At 38.3% G+C, this 22368-nt stretch carries 18 protein-coding genes and 1 tRNA gene; 7 read left to right on the plus strand and 12 right to left on the minus strand.

Going from position 1 to position 22368, the window contains the following annotated elements; all coding sequences use genetic code 11:
* Positions 1 to 303: 303 nt before the first annotated feature.
* The gene (locus AC1DDX_RS00745) at positions 304 to 915 is read left to right on the plus strand and encodes a hypothetical protein (protein WP_172659255.1); all 612 of its coding nucleotides are present in this window, start codon (positions 304 to 306) and stop codon (positions 913 to 915) included.
* A gap of 77 nt (positions 916 to 992) precedes the next feature.
* On the opposite strand, the gene AC1DDX_RS00750 is transcribed toward AC1DDX_RS00745, so the two are convergent.
* The gene (locus AC1DDX_RS00750; protein WP_172659256.1) at positions 993 to 1328 is read right to left on the minus strand and encodes a hypothetical protein; all 336 of its coding nucleotides are present in this window, start codon (positions 1326 to 1328) and stop codon (positions 993 to 995) included.
* A gap of 148 nt (positions 1329 to 1476) precedes the next feature.
* On the opposite strand from AC1DDX_RS00750, the gene AC1DDX_RS00755 reads away from it, so the two are divergent.
* Both AC1DDX_RS00755 and AC1DDX_RS00760 read left to right on the plus strand, forming a co-directional pair.
* Complete coding sequence (locus AC1DDX_RS00755; protein ID WP_337717115.1) at positions 1477 to 2904, plus strand: S41 family peptidase; 1428 nt, start codon at positions 1477 to 1479, stop codon at positions 2902 to 2904.
* Between the two features lie 113 nt (positions 2905 to 3017).
* Positions 3018 to 4520 (plus strand): TlpA family protein disulfide reductase, encoded by a 1503-nt coding sequence (locus AC1DDX_RS00760; protein WP_172659258.1) that lies wholly within the window; start codon positions 3018 to 3020, stop codon positions 4518 to 4520.
* Here the strand turns inward: AC1DDX_RS00760 and AC1DDX_RS00765 are convergent.
* A complete protein-coding gene (locus AC1DDX_RS00765; RefSeq protein WP_353935619.1) occupies positions 4498 to 4632 on the minus strand; it encodes a winged helix-turn-helix transcriptional regulator in 135 nt (44 codons plus the stop codon). The genes AC1DDX_RS00760 and AC1DDX_RS00765 overlap by 23 nt on opposite strands.
* A 90-nt stretch (positions 4633 to 4722) precedes the next feature.
* Positions 4723 to 5196 (minus strand): DinB family protein, encoded by a 474-nt coding sequence (locus AC1DDX_RS00770; RefSeq protein WP_172659259.1) that lies wholly within the window; start codon positions 5194 to 5196, stop codon positions 4723 to 4725.
* Between the two features lie 189 nt (positions 5197 to 5385).
* Here AC1DDX_RS00770 and AC1DDX_RS00775 point away from each other — a divergent pair, with 189 nt between their 5' ends.
* A complete protein-coding gene (locus AC1DDX_RS00775; RefSeq protein WP_288881443.1) occupies positions 5386 to 5973 on the plus strand; it encodes a Crp/Fnr family transcriptional regulator in 588 nt (195 codons plus the stop codon).
* A 219-nt stretch (positions 5974 to 6192) separates the two neighbouring features.
* Positions 6193 to 6951, plus strand: coding sequence for an SDR family NAD(P)-dependent oxidoreductase (locus AC1DDX_RS00780; RefSeq protein WP_172659261.1), 759 nt, complete (start codon positions 6193 to 6195; stop codon positions 6949 to 6951).
* 193 nt (positions 6952 to 7144) lie between these two features.
* Here AC1DDX_RS00780 and AC1DDX_RS00785 read toward each other — a convergent pair.
* From AC1DDX_RS00785 to AC1DDX_RS00810, 6 genes are all read right to left on the minus strand, one after another.
* Positions 7145 to 7216, minus strand: a tRNA-Arg gene (locus AC1DDX_RS00785).
* A 175-nt stretch (positions 7217 to 7391) separates the two neighbouring features.
* Positions 7392 to 8522 (minus strand): DUF4998 domain-containing protein, encoded by a 1131-nt coding sequence (locus AC1DDX_RS00790; protein WP_288881437.1) that lies wholly within the window; start codon positions 8520 to 8522, stop codon positions 7392 to 7394.
* Positions 8523 to 8552: 30 nt separating this feature from the next.
* The gene (locus tag AC1DDX_RS00795) at positions 8553 to 9737 is read right to left on the minus strand and encodes a DUF5000 domain-containing lipoprotein (protein WP_288881434.1); all 1185 of its coding nucleotides are present in this window, start codon (positions 9735 to 9737) and stop codon (positions 8553 to 8555) included.
* Between the two features lie 41 nt (positions 9738 to 9778).
* Entirely contained in the window at positions 9779 to 11665 is a 1887-nt protein-coding gene (locus AC1DDX_RS00800; RefSeq protein WP_172662409.1) for a RagB/SusD family nutrient uptake outer membrane protein, read from the minus strand.
* Between the two features lie 12 nt (positions 11666 to 11677).
* Complete coding sequence (locus tag AC1DDX_RS00805) at positions 11678 to 14821, minus strand: SusC/RagA family TonB-linked outer membrane protein (protein WP_477621708.1); 3144 nt, start codon at positions 14819 to 14821, stop codon at positions 11678 to 11680.
* A gap of 350 nt (positions 14822 to 15171) precedes the next feature.
* Entirely contained in the window at positions 15172 to 16197 is a 1026-nt protein-coding gene (locus AC1DDX_RS00810; RefSeq protein ID WP_172662407.1) for a GntR family transcriptional regulator, read from the minus strand.
* A gap of 603 nt (positions 16198 to 16800) precedes the next feature.
* On the opposite strand from AC1DDX_RS00810, the gene AC1DDX_RS00815 reads away from it, so the two are divergent.
* Complete coding sequence (locus AC1DDX_RS00815) at positions 16801 to 17112, plus strand: hypothetical protein (RefSeq protein WP_288881429.1); 312 nt, start codon at positions 16801 to 16803, stop codon at positions 17110 to 17112.
* A 274-nt stretch (positions 17113 to 17386) separates the two neighbouring features.
* On the opposite strand, the gene metG is transcribed toward AC1DDX_RS00815, so the two are convergent.
* Complete coding sequence (gene metG / locus AC1DDX_RS00820; RefSeq protein ID WP_477621709.1) at positions 17387 to 19495, minus strand: methionine--tRNA ligase; 2109 nt, start codon at positions 19493 to 19495, stop codon at positions 17387 to 17389.
* A 40-nt stretch (positions 19496 to 19535) separates the two neighbouring features.
* Here metG and AC1DDX_RS00825 point away from each other — a divergent pair, with 40 nt between their 5' ends.
* Positions 19536 to 20405, plus strand: coding sequence for a S66 peptidase family protein (locus AC1DDX_RS00825; RefSeq protein ID WP_288881426.1), 870 nt, complete (start codon positions 19536 to 19538; stop codon positions 20403 to 20405).
* 27 nt (positions 20406 to 20432) lie between these two features.
* Here the strand turns inward: AC1DDX_RS00825 and AC1DDX_RS00830 are convergent, their stop codons facing one another.
* On the minus strand, positions 20433 to 20879 hold the full coding sequence (locus AC1DDX_RS00830; protein ID WP_172662404.1) for a hypothetical protein: 447 nt from the start codon (positions 20877 to 20879) through the stop codon (positions 20433 to 20435).
* 7 nt (positions 20880 to 20886) lie between these two features.
* A complete protein-coding gene (locus AC1DDX_RS00835; protein ID WP_172662403.1) occupies positions 20887 to 22368 on the minus strand; it encodes a SusD/RagB family nutrient-binding outer membrane lipoprotein in 1482 nt (493 codons plus the stop codon).

Below are 22368 nucleotides of genomic sequence, written 5' to 3' on the forward strand. Positions count from 1 at the left end.
GGGCTTAACTACTCACAATCACTTGGTTTAGGTTTGGATTAAAGTTCATTTTGAAGTAAACTTAGCAATTATAATGAAAAAGACCTTAATAAAGGGCTTAACTACTCACAATCACTTGGTTTAGGTTTGGATTAAAGTTCATTTTGAAGTAAACTTAGCAATTATAATGAAAAAGACCTTAATAAAGCGAACATATGGAAACAAACATACTGTCAGCTAAACAATTAGATAAAATATTCATCAGAATTTAACATACTAATTCTGATATATTTATTACATTCGGAAACATTTAAATATAATCCTATGCTGAAAAAATCTATACTAGCAGGCATGGCATTTTTAATGCTCTCTTGTGGTAATCAAAAAAAAGAAGAAAGTGATTCAGGGACTGGCAGTGTTATCGACAAAGTCAGCAATCTGAATAAGGTGGCTCAATCCGCAGATAAGATGGAGGAGATGACCGCTGAACTAAAAAAACTAACACCCCTAACCAATGAGCAGCTGAAAGCTGCAGTACCAGAAACACTCGACGGGTTGAAAAGAAAAAGCTTTAGTGCTGGCGGTTATGCTGTAAGTGGCTTGAGCACTATTGAAGCTGAATATGGCGACGACAGTAAATATGTAAAAGTTGGCATCATTGATGGCGCAGGAGAATCTGGAAGCGCTATTATTTCTTTAATGGCCATGACACTAAGTATGGACAGAGAATCAGAATCTAATGGAACTGTGTCTAAAACAGTAGACGTTAATGGCATTCGTTCTATAACAGAGGAAACCAAATCTGAAAGCTCAGTTAGCTCATCTATCAAATTCCTTTACAAAGACAGGTATTCTGTAAGCTTGGATGGAACAGGATACAGTCTTCAGGAATTAGAATCATTTTTGAAAAGCGTAAAACTTGACGAATTAAAGTAATTCGACTGATAAAAGATGTTATGAATTTAAAACCTTTAGATCTTCATCTAAAGGTTTTTTTATGATCCTTACTTCTCTCACGCTTTATAAACATAGAACTTCTTATCCCTTATCGGTTGCCCCTTAATCTCTAAATATTCTCCCTTTTTATCCCTGGTATACTTTACTACGAATGGCTCGTCACTTGCTTTGCATGCTTCAAAAGCCAGTTTCAGTCGATCAATGTGCGTATCAGCGCCAACTTTCCATTTTTTATCTAAATACCAAAAATAAGCTGAAAAATTTCTTGTATTCCCTAGCATTTTTCCATCTAACCTAATATGAGTTGGATTTAATTCTTTGTAAGGAAGAACCGCTTGAATATAAAACTCACTAAAATTCTTGTATTCAGGAATAACGTTTACTGGGCTCATAATTAATTTTTGCGCAATTTACATCATTTCTATTCTGGTGACAATTTTTTGGGCTAATAATCTTACGCTTTTTATCTAATTTAAGGCTTGTAATAAAAACTAAAAACCTGACATCTTTAATATATTAATCCTCAACCAAATTACCGCAATGAAAAAATTGAGCGCCCTTCTTATCATCCTTGCATTCCCTTATTTACTAATAGCACAACAGGTATCGTGTAACTGTCTGGACAATTTAAATGAAACCATTGTTAAAACTGAAATCAACTATGCTGGCTTCCCCACTAAAGTGGATGCAAAGACAAAGTCTGATTATGATAATCTAATAACCAGTCTACGTGCAAAGGCAGGAAATGAAAGCAATGCAAAAAAATGTTTCTACCTCATAAAAGACTATATAAGATTTTTTAAGGACAAACATTTCTCATTATCCTACCTGAATAAAAATGATTACGACAATGAGAAAGAAGACATTGATGAATCTTACTTCAAAATCCTGAAACCTGACAATAGCGTTGAAGGTATATGGACCAATCCAGACAGCTCAATCACCCTGGGAATAAAGAAATTTCCAGATAACGAATACAAGGCCATTATCCTTAAAGCAAAGGATGAAAAGCTTCCAAAAGGTTTGGTTTATTTTAAACTAAAACCCCACAAAAAGGGTTATCTGTTACAACAATACAATGTGTTGAACAGTATAGATTTTTATGCTCAGCAAAGAGGCGGCTTACTGCAATTATGGAATTTTTCACTTTTTGGAAGGATTTCACCAAGAGAAATGACCGCTAGTGAAAAAAGGGAGTTAAACACATGGAAGAATAATAACAATGGATTAGATTTTAATCAGTTAGATGAAGAAACCAGTTATATCAAAATTCCAACCTTCTTTAACAACGACAGTAAGATCGAGAAATTGGTYGCAACAAACGACAAAGCTATTAGAAATAGTAAGTACCTGATCATCGATCTCCGTGGAAATGGAGGAGGCAATTCCGGCTGGAGCTTTCTATTGCCTTATGTAATAACCAATCCCATTAAACAGGACGCCCCCTTACTTCGCATATCAAAAGACAATGTCCAGATTAAAAGATCGGAGCTTGAATCTCTTGTAAAAAATCCTTTGCCCGAGGATGCAAAGAAATATTATCCCGATGAATATATAAGCACACTCAAAAAAATCTACGAGGAGCTCCCGACCGCTAAAAGTACCTTTTATGAAGTTCCTGGATTAACTATTCCAATTGATTCTGTTCTCGGCAATCCCTCCCGGGTAGCGCTAATAACTGATGAACTTTGCGGGAGTTCTACAGAATACTTTTTTCAATTGATGAAACAAAGCAAAAAAACCACAAGATACGGTTCAAATAGTGTAGGAATGATGGATTATGAAGGCCCAACTTCAACAACTCCACTTCCATGTAGAGAGCTAATTCTAATGATGCCCGTTTCAAAATCGAGCTGGACCGATAAAAATCCAATTGATGAGGCGGGCTTTAGTCCTGATGTTAAACTCAAAATACCAGGAAAGCAGTGGGTTGAATACATCGTTAAGGATCTAAAAAAGAAAGGATAGTGAGTTCATTCATTGAGTAAGTTTTCTGATTCATCACATTTTTACCGTTGTTCATCACATTTTAATAAATCAGTTCATCTAAAGGTTATTATTGTGTTAAAAAACAATCAGGTATGAAAAAAAATATTGCTCTATTGTGCTTAATGTTTGTTGTTATACAGGCTTCGGCCCAGTTTAACCTTATGGGAAAAATCCTAAATTATACTGGCAAAGAAGATCTAGTCGTCAACATTCCATTGGTATACGGTTTTCATAAAGAGAATTCTATATCTATTCCTGTAGCGAAAAATGGCACATTCAATATCACCCTACCTACTGAAACACAAAATTTTGTCAGCTTGATTTTTCAAAGACAGTTTTACACGCTTCTGATCACCAGGAATAAAAATTTAACAGCTAGTATAAACGAAAATAATAAAAACCTTGAGCTCTTATCAGGTACTGCTTTGTTGGAAAACAAGCTGCTGCAAAAAATCAACATAATGGAAAATCCGGCCTTTATGGAAGAACAGGCAGCACATCTTTATGGAGGTCTTAATTTTACTGAATTGAATGCTAAGCTGATCCAGCCTTATCTTGCTAAACGAGATGAAAAAATCGATATCATAACGGCCTCAAAAATTTCGTTGAAGAACAAAAAGCTGATCATATCAGAAGTAAAATATCTTGCTTACAATTATCTAAATGATTTTGCGAGAACACAGCTCAACAATAAGCCTGCTATCGACAGCATGATTATTAATCTTTTTGATAATAGCATCATTAAACCTGAAGTTTTTCCTGCTGGTCTTCAGTATTACTCCTTTGCCGACAACTATCTCCGGTACCTGGAAACCAAAGCTTTTTTAAAGATTAAAAAAGATAACATCAAGCCCACCGAACCGATACCGTACTATGGGATCAGTTTAGATAGTGCCAATGTAGTAGTAAAAAAATATGGAAAGCCATATTGGAGGTGGGTGGGCAGTACCAAGAACTTTCCTGAACCAGTTACCGAACAGTATACATATCAGCAGATCATAAACTTGTACTATGACAAAGACCTAAGGCAAATCGCTGCGCTTTCAGAGGTATTTAAAAAGCGGTTTCCTCAAAGCAAATTTAATCAGGAGATTGATCAAAAAGTAAATTCATTAAGGCAAATGCTTGCTCAGAACGAATCAAACACTGATATCGTGGTTTTAAAGGATTACGACAAAATACAATCAGTTTATGATGTTATAGCTAAGTATAAAGGCAAAGTGGTTTATCTTGATGTTTGGGGCACATGGTGTGGCCCCTGCAAAGAGGAGCTTAAATTTATGCCTCAACTCAAATCTGCTTTTACCAATAAGGATGTTATATTTCTTTATCTGGATATGGATGAGGAAGATCGCGATGCCATCTGGAAAGAGTTCATTAAAGTAAACGGGTTAACAGGAGTACACTTCCGTAAGAACAGACAAACTATAGCCCCGCTGTGGAAAGAATTATTGGCAGACAACCAGGATAAAGCTGAATACTACCCCCAGTATTTCATTTTTGATAAAGAGGGAAAGGTAGCCGTAAGTAAGGCTTTACGCCCAAGCGACAAAGAAGCACTGTATCAGCAAATCAACTCTGTGTTAGTTCATTAATTCTGAATAACAAGAAGGTCATCAAATCAACCATTTGGGTTTTAGCTAAGCCTTTTTCAGACAACTTATATTCTACCCTTGGCGGTAGTTCCTTATAAGCCAATCTTTCCAGTAGACACTTCTCCCAACTCTTTTAGTTGTGAAAAGTGTCTACTTCACAATTCAGAAAGCACTACCGTATAGAAAGATCATATTGAGTACGTCATTCTTTGACTAACAACTTCAAATACGTAAAAATCTTCCCACTATGCTCCGCTTCGTGATAATTAGCGGCTTGTAAAGCCTGGACATGATTTTTCACTTGAATTCCGATGGGTAACTCAAACGGGTTATAGTTGACAAATAATCTGGATTCAAGATCGGATTCAAGGTGGTTAACTGTATCAATCAATAAATGTTTCACCTCGTTAACATCCGGAGTAATTTTCCAAGAACCCGGAGACGATCCAATTTTGAAGGACTCCATGAATTCCTTAGATATATACATTGGTAACCCGCTACGCATATACATATGCCTCTGTTGAGAAGTAATACAATGACCGATTTGCCAAATTATATTATTGTTAAAACCCTCTGGAATTTTAAATAATATTTCGTAGTTACTTGTTTCCATTAATTGCAATAGCCTAATCCTGCTAGCTCTTAAAATTTCACATTCGAAACGTTCATTAATCATTTAAGTTGGTTTAAGTGCTTAGCATCAGAAGAAGCCATTATGTTCTCTAAAGTAACCTTTTCCTGTTGAAGTTCAAACTTTCTCCGATTGATACACAGTCATGGCTTACTTAGTGATTTAAGATGTTTGCTTTTCTTGTTCTTTTATCAGGAAGCTTGAGTAAATTGCGAATAATTATATACTTGAACGATGTCAAATTTTGAGACGCTTTTCTATTACATTCAAGAAACATCTGGCAAATCGCTCTCAGAGGATGACAAGCATTTGTTAATGGCACATTTTAAACCCAAAAAACTTCGAAAAAGACAATACTTCTTACAGGAAGGGGACGTGTGCAAATATATTGGGTTTATTGTAAAAGGATCCGCCAGGACCTTTACGGTAGATGACAAAGGGCATGAACATATACTGAAATTGTCTTTGGAAAACTGGTGGATAGTGGATTTTGAAAGCTTTTACCTGTTAACGCCAAGCCGCTTTAATATTGAAGCGCTGGAGAATCTGGAGGTGCTGCAATCTACCAATGCTCAAATTGAGGAGTTTCTTAAGCATATACCTGCCTTTTCAGCGATGTCCAACGTAATTAGTCAAAATAACACCATTGCAACACAAAAAAGAATGCAGGCCGCTATGATCTATACCGCTGAAGAGCGTTACGAGGACTTGATCAGCAATTATCCGCAGTTTCTACAACGGTTCCCGCAAAACATGATCGCTTCTTATCTGGGCTTGTCCCCGGAAACTTTGAGCAGATTAAAGAAAAATTCTTTTAAATAAATCTAATCTCAATCGATATAAGCAGTAGTGACCGCTCTAGCATTCTACTGCTTTGCTTTTTTGCATCTTTGTTAAGTTGTTATTTTACAAATCCTTATCCGATTAAAGTGATTAAGGTCATCGCCTTAACTTGATCTGGGTCAAGCTTACTTAATGATCCATATCAATATCCAGTTCCCTGTAAGTCAGGATCTTTGGATATATTAATACATAAAAATCATGAGTAAATTAGAAAACAAAGTAGCGGTAGTTACCGGTGCTTCGAAAGGAATAGGTGCCTCTATCGCCAAACACTTTGCGGCAGAAGGCGCAAAGGTAGTTGTGAATTACGCTTCAAGTAAAGAAGGTGCAGATAAAGTGGTGAAGGAAATTACTGACAACGGAGGCATAGCCATTGCGGTACAGGCCGATGTATCTAAAGAAGCTGATGTAAACAGGTTGTTTGAGGAAACTAATAAGGCATTCGGCAGCCTGGATATTTTGGTAAATAACGCGGTTTATCAGGGATATGCACCTATTGAACAGATATCAGCAGAAACTTTTCATAATAGTTTTAATGTCAATGTACTTGGTCCCATACAAACTATTCAGGCAGCTTTAAAATTGTTTGGTGATAAGGGTGGCAATATAATCAATATCAGCTCAGGCGCAAGCAAGATGCCTCTTCCGGGAGCCTCGTTATATTCCGCAACTAAAGCGGCTTTAGATGCCATAACGATCTCTTTGTCGAAAGAACTGGGTATCCAAAAGATTCGCATCAATTCTATTTTGCCGGGTGCTACGGAAACAGAAGGTGCAGCTAGTGCGGGCGTCACTACCGGCAGTGAGTATGAAAAAATGTTTATTGCCAACACACCACTTGGTCGCAGAGGTAAGCCCGAAGATATTGCGAAAGCAGCCGTATTTCTGGCTTCCGATGATGCCGCGTGGGTTACGGGTGAGCAAATTTCCGTGTCGGGCGGAATGTACGGCTTTTAAATCATGCTGTGGTTTTGAGTCCCCGACGGTGATCATCGGGGACTTTTATTTGCCTTCAGAAACCTTTGATCGGACCATGTCCCTACTACATATTCTGTAGTGAGTCAGCATTTTGAAAATGCTCACCCCAATACAAAAAAAGCCTCCAAATCATCGATTTGCAGGCTTTTATACGTTTTGTTACTCATTTCAGTGGTCCCGACGAGAATCGAACTCATATCTAAAGTTTAGGAAACTTCTATTCTATCCGTTGAACTACGGGACCAATAATAAATGCTATTAAAGGATAAATAGTAATAGCAGGCGCAAATATAATAATAAAACAATGCCTTTAAATAGTACTTCCAACAAATTTAACTTTCATAAAAATGCCAGCAGGAACCACCCTGCTGGCAAGCCAAACTAATTTACAAGCATTTATTGCACCTAAGCTTGTTTCTTTAAAGGCCGTAGGCACTGATTTCACCCAGCACCATATTACTATCTGATCCTTGAGTACCAACAAATTTAAAATATCTTGCTTTTGGACTATTAGGAAGCACATAACGTTGCTCACCGTTCAAGTTATGATCGAAATCAAAACTTCCCTGGCTTACCCAGGTTACATTATCTGTGCTGGTTAAAAACTCAAACTTATCCGGTCCACGTTTATCTCCCCCAGGTGAATCAAAATCTGTTCTCCAAACTCCAAATTGAGTAAGTATTCTAGGTGCACCCATATCAATTACTATCCAATGTGGATAATTTGAACAACCAGCACAGGTATGCCAACGAGTATGCTCGGTCCCGTCAATAAAATTAACTGCTGCATTATCCCCTCCTGGATGTTGAGACGAAAACGCAACAACATGCCAGTCTCCTTTATCAATAGAGAACAAACCACCATCTGAATAAGACGTATAGAACTTATCAACACTCAATGAGTCTGGCCTAAATATCGTTCTAAACTGGTAATTTGTATTTGCCAGCATGTCGGTTATTTCTGTAGTTTTCACTTCAGTAGTTTTAAGAAGCACCGGGAATATTTGAGTTTTGGCAGCTCCCGAAACATCTGTGTATTTAATCTCTGAGGCATAAGCTCCATTGGCAACATCAGCACCACCCCAGTTTATAGTTAACTTGCCCGCCGCATTAATTAATGTAGAGTTTACGGGCCTGGTTAATAATTGTGATTGATACCTTTCTCCATAAGAGCCACCATTTACTTCTACCGGAACCGAGATATTTCCCTGCGCATCAAAGGTACGGATAACGAATGTGTAGTTTTTTTCTTGCAAATTGTCTACCATTACTTTTACCGTATCCCCGGTAATCGCAGCAACATCAACAACTACAGAATCGGCAAAACTATTCCAATAAACTTTGGCTTTAACAACAGTCTTATCAACACCCTTTGGCCATACAATTTGAACCCTGTTTCGCCCAGACTGTGCAATTGCTATTGCTTTTCCGGGGTAGACCAAACCAGAAGGGACAACGTATTCTTTATATGTTGCATCCATCTTTCTACAGGCAGAAACCAGACAGATTGCGGCAAATAATATTAAACTGAAATGATATGTCTTTTTCATAATACTATGTTTTTTGTTTAGATAAGCCATCTATGGTACTATTTGTCCAAAGAATTTAAGCTCCATGATTACTACCTGCCCCGGGCTACTATAGGTCTCTAAAGATTTCAAACGAAGGTACCGTACCGCAGCGGGTTGCGTGGCGAAATAGAAATCAGCCCCCAGGTTACAGGCATAATTAATATCTTCATTTGTTTTTTGACCTAACGGCAAGTTTGATGGTTTAAGTGTGGTAAATTCACCCAGCAAAGTCCAGCTTGTCCAGCTGCCATCCGGATTTGGGGAATTTGAGCCATACAGTTCAAAATTTTTCAAACCAGATCCGGTATAACAATGGTCATTTTGTTCCATGTATTGTTTAAATCTACTCAGCAAAACTTTTTTCCCTAAGTCAATCGTGATCCATTGCGGTAGAGATGAAGCGTTTGATGAAGCATAAAGTCTTCTATCGGCTAAGCCATTCCATAAATTCTCAATATTATAACCGGCATTAGCAAGAGCAACCTGATCAGTAGGTAATACCAATTTTTTATAAGTATCGCTTGGTATTTCGATTTCAGGTTTAGGAGTTAATGTCTTAATTATCGTATCAGATTTATTATTCCAGCGGTCCCGGATGTACATTGCAAATTTTTGTGCCTTAGCATCAAAACCGCGGGCGGCAAAATCTCCGGCGGTGGCTGCTGTATAAAAGGTCCTCACCGTAACCCAGTTATTGTTTCCTGTGGTATCTTTCAATACTACTATTGCCAAGTCCGCTTTAAAAGGATTTAATATAGCTACGTTAACCCCACCGAAGGTTTCTTTAAAAACTGCTGATTCAAATACAGATTTAACAGGGGGTGTTTTTGGTTGTAATTCAACCAAAATCGGTTCAGATTCTTTTTCGTTGGCAGCCACACTGTATACCTTCACTGTGTGAACCAATTCATCTCCAAAACCTACCAAACGAAGGGTATCTGTATATCTCGATGATTTCGCCTCTCTAAACACACCTTTTTGTATTTCATACACAGCCTTAACATAAGCCAGGTTTAAATCTGCAGGAAGCTTGTAGGTTAATATGCCGCCCCCTGGGGTTGCCTCTACTTTTATATTGCTAACTTGCATCGGAGCAGGTGTATTTCCATCTACAAAATCCATCCGCCCTTCTTTTGAACAACCGTACCATAAAAGAGCGGTGAACAATGCTCCGATAAAATATATTTTTTTCATTTTCTCTCTTAATTAAATGATTAGTCCTTAAACGATATGATCTACCAACCTAAGTTTTGAGCCAAATTTCTATTGTTAACAATATAGTTTTCGTCAATAGGCCAGAAATAGTCCTTTGATCCAAACGACTGGTTATAAACCACTGTAGTTCTATAGTAGGAAATAGGTTCTGTTTGTGAAAGATCCCAACCAAGAATTTGCTTATTCAATTCGGTGGCAGATTCTTTCCATCTTCGAAGATCCCATAGGCGCTGCGACTCAAAAGATAGTTCAATTAACCTTTCCTGATGAATAATAGCGCGCATACCGTCCTTATTCTGGTATTTTACTGGATTGGTCGAGAAGTTAGTCCATGATGCAGCAACCGTAGGCAAACCAGCCCGGGCTCTCACTAAATCAATATATTTGTTTACTTCTGTACCCGGCCCTTCAGATTCGTTTAAGGCTTCGGCATACAACAAATACAGGTCAGACAAACGCATAATTGGGTAAGGATAGTTAACAACCGAATAATCATCTTGTGAATTGATCACGTTTTGAAAATGGATCAGCTTTTTAAGATTATATCCGGTCACAGTATTGAATCCATATTTACCTTTACCGTTACGCTGTTTAAATTTACCTTCTAAATAAAATAGCCCCATAAAATCTTTGTCGTCATAACGTCCGTGCCCGTAATAGACAGCTCCATCAAATCCTAAGTCGGCATAAAAACGTGGCTCCCTGTTAAAATGTAAGCCTACCGTAGTATAGCCCTTATGTACATATAGCCTATCTGCATCTCCCGAAACCCGTAAATTATAGCGGCCTGTGTAATCATAAGTTTTGTCTTCGTTAATCGGAACACCATTGGAGGAATAGAACATTTCTGCAATTTTTAAAGGTGGCGACAGCTCACCTCTGGTGATCACACCATCAAGATATCTGGGATCCCACCAGCTAGATATTAACCTTTGTAAATTATAGGTGTCCGATTGTGTATTTGCCCAAATGACCTCGCTATTCCATTTTTCTGTAACAGCACCATTAATACTTAATTGGGTTTTGATGGTATCGCTAACGATAAATTGCTGAAAGGATGGATTATAAATATACAATTTCATCCCTGCTGATGCACACACATCTATTGCTCTTTTACAGGCAACAACCGCAGTATCCCATTTAGCTTTAGAATACGTAGTATTAAATAATTGCGTTCCATTCGAGTTTTTTAAAGCCGACTGGTCTGTATTTCCGTTAAATAACGGGCTAGCTGCAGTAACCAATACTTTTGCCCTTAAAGACAATGCAATTGGCAAGGTAATACGCCCTGCTTCTGTTGCCGGACTGATTATGGTTAATGGAAGACCAGGCGCTGCCTCGTTAAGCAAGGTTGCAATGTAATTGAAGCAGGAATCCACGGGATCGCGGAAAACTTTTACCTCATTAACATCCGCAGAGATGGGTAAATTATTTTTAATCAAGGGAATTGGCCCATACATTCTAACTAAACAGAAGTGATAGTATGCCTTAAGAAATTTCACCTCTGAAATCCAGCTAATCTTCTCTTCTGGTTCCATGTCTGGCACCTTTCCAATGTTTTCAAGAAAGATGTTGCAATCTCTTATTCCCTGATACATTTGCTGCCACCTGTCGCCCAATGGACCTACTTTACTTTGAAATCCTTTGGCCATGTCTAAATAAGCACCTCTTTCGGGTATTTCCCAGAGCTCATCGCCACCAACCATTGCCGGATCATCTCCCAACTGGCCATTTTTCGGCATAAAGGAGTAGCAAGTGTATAAAAATTTCTTCGCCTGTGTACGTAAGGTAAATGCATTATCAATGGTAGCTACGTTATCAGGCACAACATCCAGAAATTTTTTGCAGGAACTAAGCCCGGCTAAAAAGACCAGAAAACTGGCTCCGAGTATAATATATTTTCTCATAATTTGTATGATTTACTTCAGTGAAATATTTAGACCTACGTTAAATACACGTTGTATAGGATAACCTAAACCATCGCCACCCATTTCTACATCCCATAAATTGAACTTACTGATATTGAACAAGTTGGTTGCATTCACATAAAGTCTAAAACTTGATGTATGTAATCTTTTTTGGATACTGTTAGGTATCTTATAGCCAATTTCAACTTGTTTAAGTCGTAGAAATGCGCCATCACGCATAAACCAGGTACTTCTTTGATTGTTGTTGTCATTAATTGTGGGACTTAATCTCGGCCAAAGCGCATGTATATCACGTGAATCTTCAGACCAGTGACTATCAGCATAAGCTTTTAAGAGTTGGGTCTCATTATTGAAAGGAGATGTGGCACGCGAGTCAATCCAGAATGACTCATTTGATAATCCCTGAAAGAAGGCAGAAAAATCAAAACTTTTATACCCCGAAGAAAAACCAAAGCCATAAACTACTTCCGGTAATCTAGGGTTGCCAATAGGTACCATATCCGCGCCTGTAATCTGACCATCGCCATTTACATCCGTATATTTAATGTCTCCACCGCCGTAAGGTCCGAAATTTTGTTTTGGAGAGTTTGCTGCTTCTACATCATCAACAAACAGACGTTCTGCAATCAATCCATAATCCTGGAAAATAGGGTGGCCAATGCGGCTACGGTATTTTTCATTATAAACTGGTTCTTCATAAACGGTAAATTTACTTCTTGCATAGGTAAAATTTCCGGTTGCTGCAATCCAAAAATCCTGCCCTACGTGTTGATTATATTCAAAGGAAATATCCGTTCCTTTTCCTGAAGCTTCACCAACATTGGCTCTTATATCAGCCGTTAAGCCCATGGTAACAGGAATTGCCGCTCGGCTCATTAGTATATTTTTACGCTTTTCTGAATAAACCTCGGCAGTGATTTTTAATTTGTCAAAAAGTCCTATTTCCAACGCTAAATTGGATTTAGTTGATTTCTCCCAGGTAATATCTTCATTGRCATATCTGGAAATATTTACTCCATTTAAATAACTACCGGCACCAAGTCCATTCCCAAAAGTAGCCCCTCTAATGCTTGCATTCATGTCTACATTAGAAAGGTAAAAGAACCGATCTGAAGGTGAGCCAATCGCATCATTTCCAATTAACCCATAGGTTGCTCTTAATCTTAAATTATTTACGATGGGTTTAATTTTCCCGAAAAACTTCTCATTAGAAAGCGTCCAAGCAACACCTACAGACGGGAAATAACCGTAACGCTGTTTAGCAGCAAATCTTTCTGATCCGTTATAACCAAAGTTATACTCCAGATAATAACGACTATCATAATTGTACGTTGCCCTGCCCGAAACACCCATATTTCTGGAAGGAAGAGATTGTTGAAGGTCACTACCATTTGCACTTAAATTGTTCTGCAACATAGCAACAATCAGGGCACTAAACCCATGCTTTGCGAAACTACGACTGTAATTTATCTGCCCTTGTCCGTAAAATACAGAATTCAGAACTCTATTTCCTGGAGCATAATTTAAATATTCTGTCCCAGTATCTTCATTCATAGCGTCTATTGCATATGTATTATCTACAGGATCATAACCTATAAGCTTATAGAAATAAGGATTATAAGCCCTGGTTACATCGAAAAATGTGGTGCGGTTAGTATTCATCATCACCTGTGCATTAAGCCCTTGAGTTAAAAAAGAAAGATCTTGCTTAAGTTCTAATTGTGCCAGCATCAATGATCTTGAAGAATCCTTGTAGCCCCTAACCAAGTCTGCGTATGGATTTGTATATCCACCACCGCCTATGTCAGAGTTACCAAACATGATGTGTTTTACAAATTGGTGCTGCTCATCGACAGGATAATATTGGGGGAAGAGTACCGGGTTGGAACGCATTACCTTTTGGTACATTTCGGCACCACCATCTATAGGGCCCGTATATTCGTCAAAATTACCACTTAAACGAACCACCATTTCAGTTGTTTTGGTCAGGTTTATATTTACGTTAGATCGAAGCGAATAACTTGTTAAATCTATATTGTTATTGAAATTATTCCGTTGATCTACTTTTAATAATCCATTATCCTTACTTAAGGATCCGGAAACAAAATACCTTGCAACTTCGCCACCTCCGCTCACATTTAGATTAGCGCGTTGATTGGTGGTATAGTCTTTAAAAACCAAAGCCCTCCAATCATTTGCCGGATAAATATTCGGGTTTAAGCCTACTCCGGTATTAGCAATTTTTTCGTCGCTATACAATACTTGTCCCAAAGGATTGCGCGTTAATACGGCTTCGTTAGCCTGCTTCATGTAGGTAACAGGGTCTGCAAGTTCAATATCCTTTACCGAGGCTGAGAGCGAATTTTCTAATCGAAATGAAATTTGTGCCTTACCAACTGCCCCCTGCTTTGTGGTAATCAAAATTACCCCATTTGCTCCACGGGCACCATATAATGCCGTTGAAGTTGCATCTTTCATCACAGAAAAACTGGCAATATCATCGGTCTGTAAACGGGCGAGTTCAGTTGTACCAACCTCCATGTTATCAATTAATATCAGGGGATCATTTTTATACCCAAACGTAGTAACACCGCGTATAAAGAAATTTGCATTGTCTTTACCTGGTTCCGCACCACGCTGAAATGCAATCATACCTGGAATACGACCCGCCAGAGCCGTTGTTAGATTGCTTGATGGAATTTTAAGGTCTGATACCTTAACAGACACAACTGAGCCTACTAAATCGTTTTTCTTCTGAGTGCCAAAAGCAACTACTGCAACTTCTTCAAGCGCATTTTTATCATCGGGTAATAGTTTAACATTGACTGTATTTTTATCACCAATTGTAATTTTCTGTGTAGCGTATCCAACAAAAGAAAAAATCAGCACTTCCAAATCACTGTTTACCTGTATGCTGTACTTACCGTCGGGGCTGGTCATTGCGGCACGTTTAGGTTTAGAACCCTCAACGGTGATTGTAACATTCGGAATTCCCACTCCTGTTTCGTCTAAAACAGTTCCCGTGACGATGCGCGGGGCGGCAATTTCATTTAAAGTCTCTATTTCTCTCAATTTCAGTGCAAAAACAAAATTGCACACCATTGAGAGAGCTATGAGAACAAGCGTTTTTTTCATACCTTTACTCTGTTTAAATGTAAATATTCGCAGCTAACGGRTCTCTAGGTTGCTTCCGTGGTTCCGTGCTGCACTAAAAGAATTGTGACATTTGACTGTTGGCTATTCAATACTTCTTTAGGCCAATAAAGAAGTATGGATAGTTGACATAAATGGATGTATAAGTTCTATTTCATAAGTACCTGCCTCTCTGTAAATAAAACAGAAAACGATACTGCATTTTAATAAGAATGAGAGGACGCATACTGTTTGGTTTGTATTTGGTTAATACAATAATAGTTTTTGCAAGCATCATCCGCAACCTGTTCTGTCTGATGCAGATACACTTACGCTAGCACCATCTATCTGTTTCACAATGAATTCCTTGCCGTAACTTTAAAAGGAATTGCCAAATGCCCCTTTAAATTATCAAGAACCATGTTTGCTGCGGCTTCACCCATCATTGCAAAATTGGTCGATATGGTTGTAATTCCTGAGAGGATTAGCTTCTTTATCGGTGTCTCGTTATAAGATATGACCCCTATCTCAGAACCAATTTTGAGTTCATTATTCACTATTTTTTCTACAAGTTCAACCAAATGGTCTTCCCTCAAATTAATATATGCCGTTCCCGGTACAAATGTCTCACTTTTCAAATCTGACAATACCTCATAGTTAAAAGCATACTTCAGGCAAAAATCAGTAAAGCCGGTYAAGATCTTTGTGGAATAGTAACTTTTAGAAGGAAAAATAATTTTAATAGTATGATAGTTACTCAATCTTACTTTAAGTTCTTCAAGTGCATAAGATATATCATTTTCGAAATCCTCGTATACCGTACAGAAATCACCAGATATTTCCGGGATCAGCTTGTCAACCAATACCAGTTTCTCTTTTGGCAAGCTGTTTATCAATGCGTAAGCTTTGTCATGTTCATTAAAGAAATGCGGAATAATCACAACCTTGTTATAACGATCTGGCTTATTTTCAAGAATTTTTCTGAACTGACTAAAATTGTTATTGTAAACATAAAAATCTATGGATACATCATGTCCTAGTTTAGCAGTAAAGGCATCATATATGATTTTCTTATGGTCGCTTAGTTTATTAAAGAGGAGCAAAATTTTGAAAGGTTGCTCAAATTCAGCATTCGATACAAAATAGCCTTTCCCTGGCACGGAATCTACAACTCCAAACTTCTTTAAGCCCAAATAAGCCCGTTCAATTGTATTTCTTCCAACCTCAAGGCTTTCACTTAAATAGTTAATGGAGGGCAGTACATCATTAACATCTATCTCGCTGGTTTTAATAGCATTCAGTATAGAATCGAAAATCTGAAGATACTTCGGCGTTTTTGAGTATTCATTTATTTCAATTATTTTGAGATAATTTTTCATAATAAGAATAGTTTATCAGTTCCACCCCGCAATCCCATAATTGATTATCTTTAATATTTCGTTAGCAAATGCCCTAATCTTCAAAATTATTGGTTAAGGGTGCGGAAGAAATAGAGAATCTGATAAATCAAATGTACTTTTTGGCAGTCAACATCCTTCTCCCGGTCAGCCTTTTTATCAAAAAGGACAAAGAAAAGTGCATTTTGTAAAAATTTAGTAGCCTAAACCTAGCTTCTATTCTAGTTAGTCCATGTTGAGTTCATGGTAAGTCCATGTCCAGTCCATGTTTTGCCAATAAAAACTTGGATATACCACTCATTATCAGTAAATTCTAATTTTATTTTTCCGTAACCGAACTATTCTGCGCGTTTAATTTTAAACCACCAAACGATGGGAAGACTTGACGGCAAATACATTAGGGGGCTAGTTGGCGACTCTGTTTTTAAAAAAGTCGGCAAAACACAAATAGTTCAGGGCAAATCCAAGAAAAAGATAAGATAAACTGTTGCGACTAAAAAAGCGGCGGGTATTTTTGGCAAAGCCAGTAACCTGGCATCTGACATCAGAGTGCTCCTTTCGCAAACTATTGGCGAACATGATAGTATGGCCATCTCGCGATTTACCGGAGAAAATGCTCTGATACTGAATTCAGCTTTGATCCGTGAATCACAAACATCTGATTTTTCAAATGCTGTATTTGATAAGCTTAATGGTTTTGAGTTTAATATAGATTCTCCGGTAAGAAGGCTTTTGTTTGCCCAACCCACGGTTACAACAACCGGTGAGGCCATTAAAATAGCCTTGCCTGAAATGCACATCCCAAAAGACCTTAAGTTCCCCACCGAGGGGAACAATTGCATTTTAGCTTTTCAGGTGGCATTATTTGATATGGAAAATTATAGATGCCGGAAATAGGAAACACAATCTATTGAAATAAGATATGAATACAAACCGCTTACTGTACCCGCTACAGAATTCAGTTTTGATACCCAAGCCGGATGCCTTTGTGTAATAACGGTTACGCTTCGTTATTACACAAAGACCTTTGCCGGGAACTTAGGAATTAATAGTAAATCCTTTAATCCAGCGGCTATATTAAAAGCCTTTATAATTCCAGGAACAGTAAATCCGGATGCAACTGACGGCTGGAGAGAAATGTCATTCAATGTAAAATAATAGTGTGATTCGATTATCGAATCACACTACCATTGCTATGATTTTGTACTGGCGATACAAAAGCCAGTTTGCCATCCGAATCTTCAGACATTAAGATCATTCCCTGAGATAGAATACCCTTAATTTCACGAGGGGCAAGGTTTACAACCAAACTAACCTGTTTCCCAATTATTTCTTCTGGTTTATAATATTCGGCGATGCCAGAAACAACCGTTCTTTGATCTATACCTGTATCAAGCGTTAGCTTTAATAGCTTTTTGGTCTTTTCAACCTTTTCTGCTGCTACAATTGTAGCTACCCTGATATCAATTGCTGTAAACTGTTCAAATTGGATGTTTTCCTTAGCAGGCTCAACTGTTGCTGTTGCAGCAACATTATCAGCTTTGCTCTTGTTAAGTTTATCTATTTGAGCTTGTACAGTTTCGTCTTCGATTTTATCAAATAGTAACACAGGCTCATTAAGCTGATGTCCGCGTTTCAACAAGCCCATTTTACCGGCATCTTCCCATAAATGACCGCCGTAGTTCAACATTTTCTGCAATTTATCGGCAGTAAATGGTAAAAACGGTTCAATCAAAATTTCTATAGTAGCAGCAATTTGCAAACTGATATTTAAGATGGTACGAACACGATCTTCATCTGTTTTAATTACCTTCCAGGGCTCCGTTTCTGCCAGGTATTTATTACCTAAGCGAGCAACATTCATTACCTCCGATAAAGCCTCTCTGAAGCGATAATTTTCAATCGAAGCGCTGATTTTTGCAGGGTACGCAGCCAAATCATCAATCACTTGCTGATCTTCCGGAGTTTTAGTCATGCACATTGGAACTTTCCCTCCGAAATACTTATGGGTTAAAACTACCACCCTATTAATGAAGTTACCTAAAATGGCAACCAGTTCATTGTTATTTCTTGCCTGAAAATCTTTCCAGGTAAAGTCGTTATCTTTTGTTTCAGGTGCTGTAGCAGTTAAAACGTAACGCAAAACATCCTGCTTATCTTTAAATTCAACCAAATATTCATCAAGCCAAACTGCCCAATTTTTAGAGGTCGATATTTTTTGACCTTCCAGATTCAGGAACTCATTTGCAGGTACATTATCCGCCAATATATAATCGCCGTGGGCCATTAACATTGCGGGGAAAATAACACAATGGAATACGATATTATCTTTACCTATAAAGTGAACAAGCTTGGTTTCATCATCTTTCCAGTATTGTTCCCAGTTGCCATTTTCTACCTCGTTTTGGTTAATGTAATATTCTTCAGCTTTAGGGTTCCAGATACCCAAACGAGCATATTCAAATAGCTCTTTTGTTGCCGAAATATAGCCAATAGGCGCATCAAACCATACGTACAAAACTTTACCTTCTGCACCTTTAACCGGAACTTTAATACCCCAATCCAAATCTCTGGTCATCGCACGAGGCTGTAGGCCCGCATTAAGCCAGCTTTGGCATTGTCCGTATACATTTGGTCTCCACTCTTTGTGGCTTTCAATGTAGATTCTTAATTGATCCTCGTATTTATCAAGCGGCAAAAACCAGTTCTTTGTTTCTTTGCGTACTGGTTTCTCTCCAGATAAAGTAGATTTAGGATTGATAAGATCCGTTGCATTTAAAGTACTTCCGCAATTTTCACACTGATCGCCGTAGGCATTTTCATTTCCACATTTAGGACAAGTACCAGTAATGTACCTGTCGGCCAAAAAAGTCTGTGCCTTTTCATCGTAGTACTGTTCAGTTACTTCTTCCGTAAAAACGCCTTTATTATATAGTGTTTCAAAGAAATCTGAAGCAGTTTGATGATGCATTAAAGAAGATGTACGGTGATAAATGTCGAAAGAAACACCAAGTTCTTTAAAGGAATCGCCAATAATTTTGTGGTATTTATCTACTATAGCCTGCGGGGTAGTTCCTTCTTTTTTTGCCTTTAAGGTAATCGGAACTCCATTTTCGTCAGATCCGCAAATAAACTTTACATCTCTTTTATTCGAGCGCAAATACCTTACATAGGTATCTGCAGGTAGGTAAACGCCGGCAAGATGTCCAATATGTACAGGTCCGTTTGTATAGGGCAGCGCAGCCGTAACGGTATATCTMTTTATTTTACTGTTATCCAAAACTATTTTTATTATTTTGTCAAAGATAAGTGTTTTATTAATGATTAAACAGCCAGCATATTTAAAAAAAGGCGACAAAATTGCGATTGTCTGCCCAGCAAGCAAACTTCCAAGAGGTATAGACTCAGCGGTACAACTCTTCGAATCCTGGGGCTTGGAAGTAATTATCGGGAAGACCGTTCATGCTGAGCACCACCAGTTTGCTGGTGATGATGTTCTGCGTACAGAGGATATTCAATTTTTTTTAGATGACCCCACTGTGAAAGCAATCATTGCTGGACGAGGGGGGTATGGTTGTATTCGAATTGTAGATGATCTTGACTTTAGCACATTTGTTGAGTATCCCAAATGGCTTGTCGGCTTCAGCGACATCACAGTATTGCTTTGTCACATCTACGCTCAATATGGCATTCAAAGTATCCATGGACAGATGCCTTATACGTTTAACGAGGCCACACCCGAGTCTTTAGCTTCTTTGAAGGCTGCGCTATTTGGTGAGGAAATAAGGTATGATTACCATCCATCACCATTGAATCGCGAGGGATATATGCAAGGGATTTTGATAGGTGGTAACCTTACTTTATTGGTGATGACGATTGGTTCAGCTTCTGAAGTCGACTATGAGGATAAGATCTTATTTATTGAAGATATAGGGGAACGTCCGGCAGCAATAGATCGCATGATGCACATGCTGAAGCGGGCAGGAAAACTGAATAAACTAAAAGGATTAATTGTTGGGGCTTTTAATGAGTTGCCTGAAGAGAAAATTCCTTTTGGACAATCGCCTGAAGAAATAATATGGGAAGTAGTGAAGGAATATGAGTATCCGGTATGGTTTAATTTCCCTATTGGGCATATGGATGATAACCGGGCAGTGGTAGTAGGTAAAAAAGGGTTGTTCATTAATTGAACAACCCTTATGTTAAAACTTTAACTTCTATTTCGTAATGTTAATTGTTACTTTTTGACTGCTAGCATCATTTTTAGAGCCAATTGTCAGCGCATTTCCGTCTGCGGTTGCAGCACTAACTAAAGTTAATGTAGCAGTAGCAGTGGTTGCTGGAGCTACAATAACTCCTACTGGAACAGCAACAGTTGCTACAGAAGTCAGTGCATCCCTGGCAATTGTAACCGTTTGATTAGGCAAATTTAATGCCCCTTCAACTTTGTAGGTAACTTTAACTGTTTGCTGAATTGATGTTCTTAAGGTAAATGTGAATGTTCCTGATGCACCTTCCTTGATAGTCTTTGTTGCTGTACTAGTTAGTGCTACATAAGCAGGAAGGCTATTACTGAAATCATAGTTATCTCCAGGACCTTTCTTTTCACATGACTGCAGGAAAAATACTGCAGTCAGAGAGAGTAATATTATAAGCTTTTTCATATTTCTATTATAAATCAAACCACATTTTTTCGTTATACCTTACAGTTGTTTTCGGCGCATTAGGGTTATTAGATATCTCATTCGTAATTGGATATTCAAACCTTCTAAAGATTGGACCGGCAGGTGCACCTATAGGTAGTGTAAGCACAGGAACTTCACTTCCGTCCGTTCCAGATCTTCTCCATTGCGTAAAGGCATCTAGACCTCGATCCATTTTATCAACCCATTGTTGTTCATGAATTGTCAACACCGCATTAGCTTGTCCGCTAAACGCTGGAAAAGATGTTGAGAATACACCCGCCTCGGTAGCGCTCACACCAAAGAATTTACATGATTCTGCGAGCCCTTGTTTAAATAACGTATTCGCCTTACCCAAATCTACTGGAACTCCCAATCCTCTTGCATACACTTCGGCTTCTGCAAATAACTGCTCTTGATAAGTATACATCACTTCTGGTGCAGCAGGAGAGTGCAAAGAAGCAGCAATCCTCGGATTAATAGCATCAACTGCGTCTGCTCCAGGTACAACACCAATATACGTTGCTTGCCCTGCAGGCTTATCAAAAAACTTCGGAAGACGAGGATCAACAGATGGAGCAGCATTCATAATATCAACAACTGGCTTGCTGGCAAAGAAGAAGTTCTTTCCACCATTGTATTGAAGGCTAATTGCATATTTCGGGTTTCTCTTATTAGGAACGTCCTGGTATGGTATGGCAACATTATCTGTTACACCATTTACCATCGCTTGTGCAGCGTCATTTACCAATGTTCCAATAGCCGCAGCTTTAGAAGGATCTTTATCCACCATTGTTAATAAGGTACGCAGCTTCAAAGATTTAGCTAGTTTCTTCCATTTAGCGATATCTCCTTTGTAAAGCAGATCATACCCATCATTATTAGCTCCAATTTTTAATGGGCTTGCCTCATCAAACTGTGCTAATGCCTGATCAAGAAGTGCCAGTGTTCCTTCCAACACTGTTTTCTGATCGTCAAACTTAGGATATAGAATCTCTGCCTTCCAGGCTTCTGTAAATGGAACATCTCCAAACGTAGTAGTGATGTCATAAACCATCATCGCCAACAATACTTTACTTTGTGCTGCCGCATTATTATTTGCAGGAGATGCAGCTTCTGAAAGCTTTATCGCTTGCTGAAGGTTTGCGCCACCCCTAACATACAGAGATACCCAGGTGTTATTGAAAAAGTTTGCAGAAAAAGTATAAATATCAGGACTAGGGTCACCACCAGACCAACCTGTTGGGTTGTTTCCACCAGCATTTAAAGACTGACCCGCTAATCCTATTGGAATGTACAAATCACCACTTGACCTTAAATTCATATAAGCTACCGTTGCGTAAGAGAATAGCAATTTCGGGTCAACCTGTTCAGCAGTATTTGGACTTGTATTTATATCCAGATATTTCTTGCATGAAGATAGCGTCAGTAACATAGTTAAGACACTAAACGTATATATAATTTTTTTCAT

This window comes from Pedobacter sp. 10L46_2 (genome assembly GCF_056395165.1).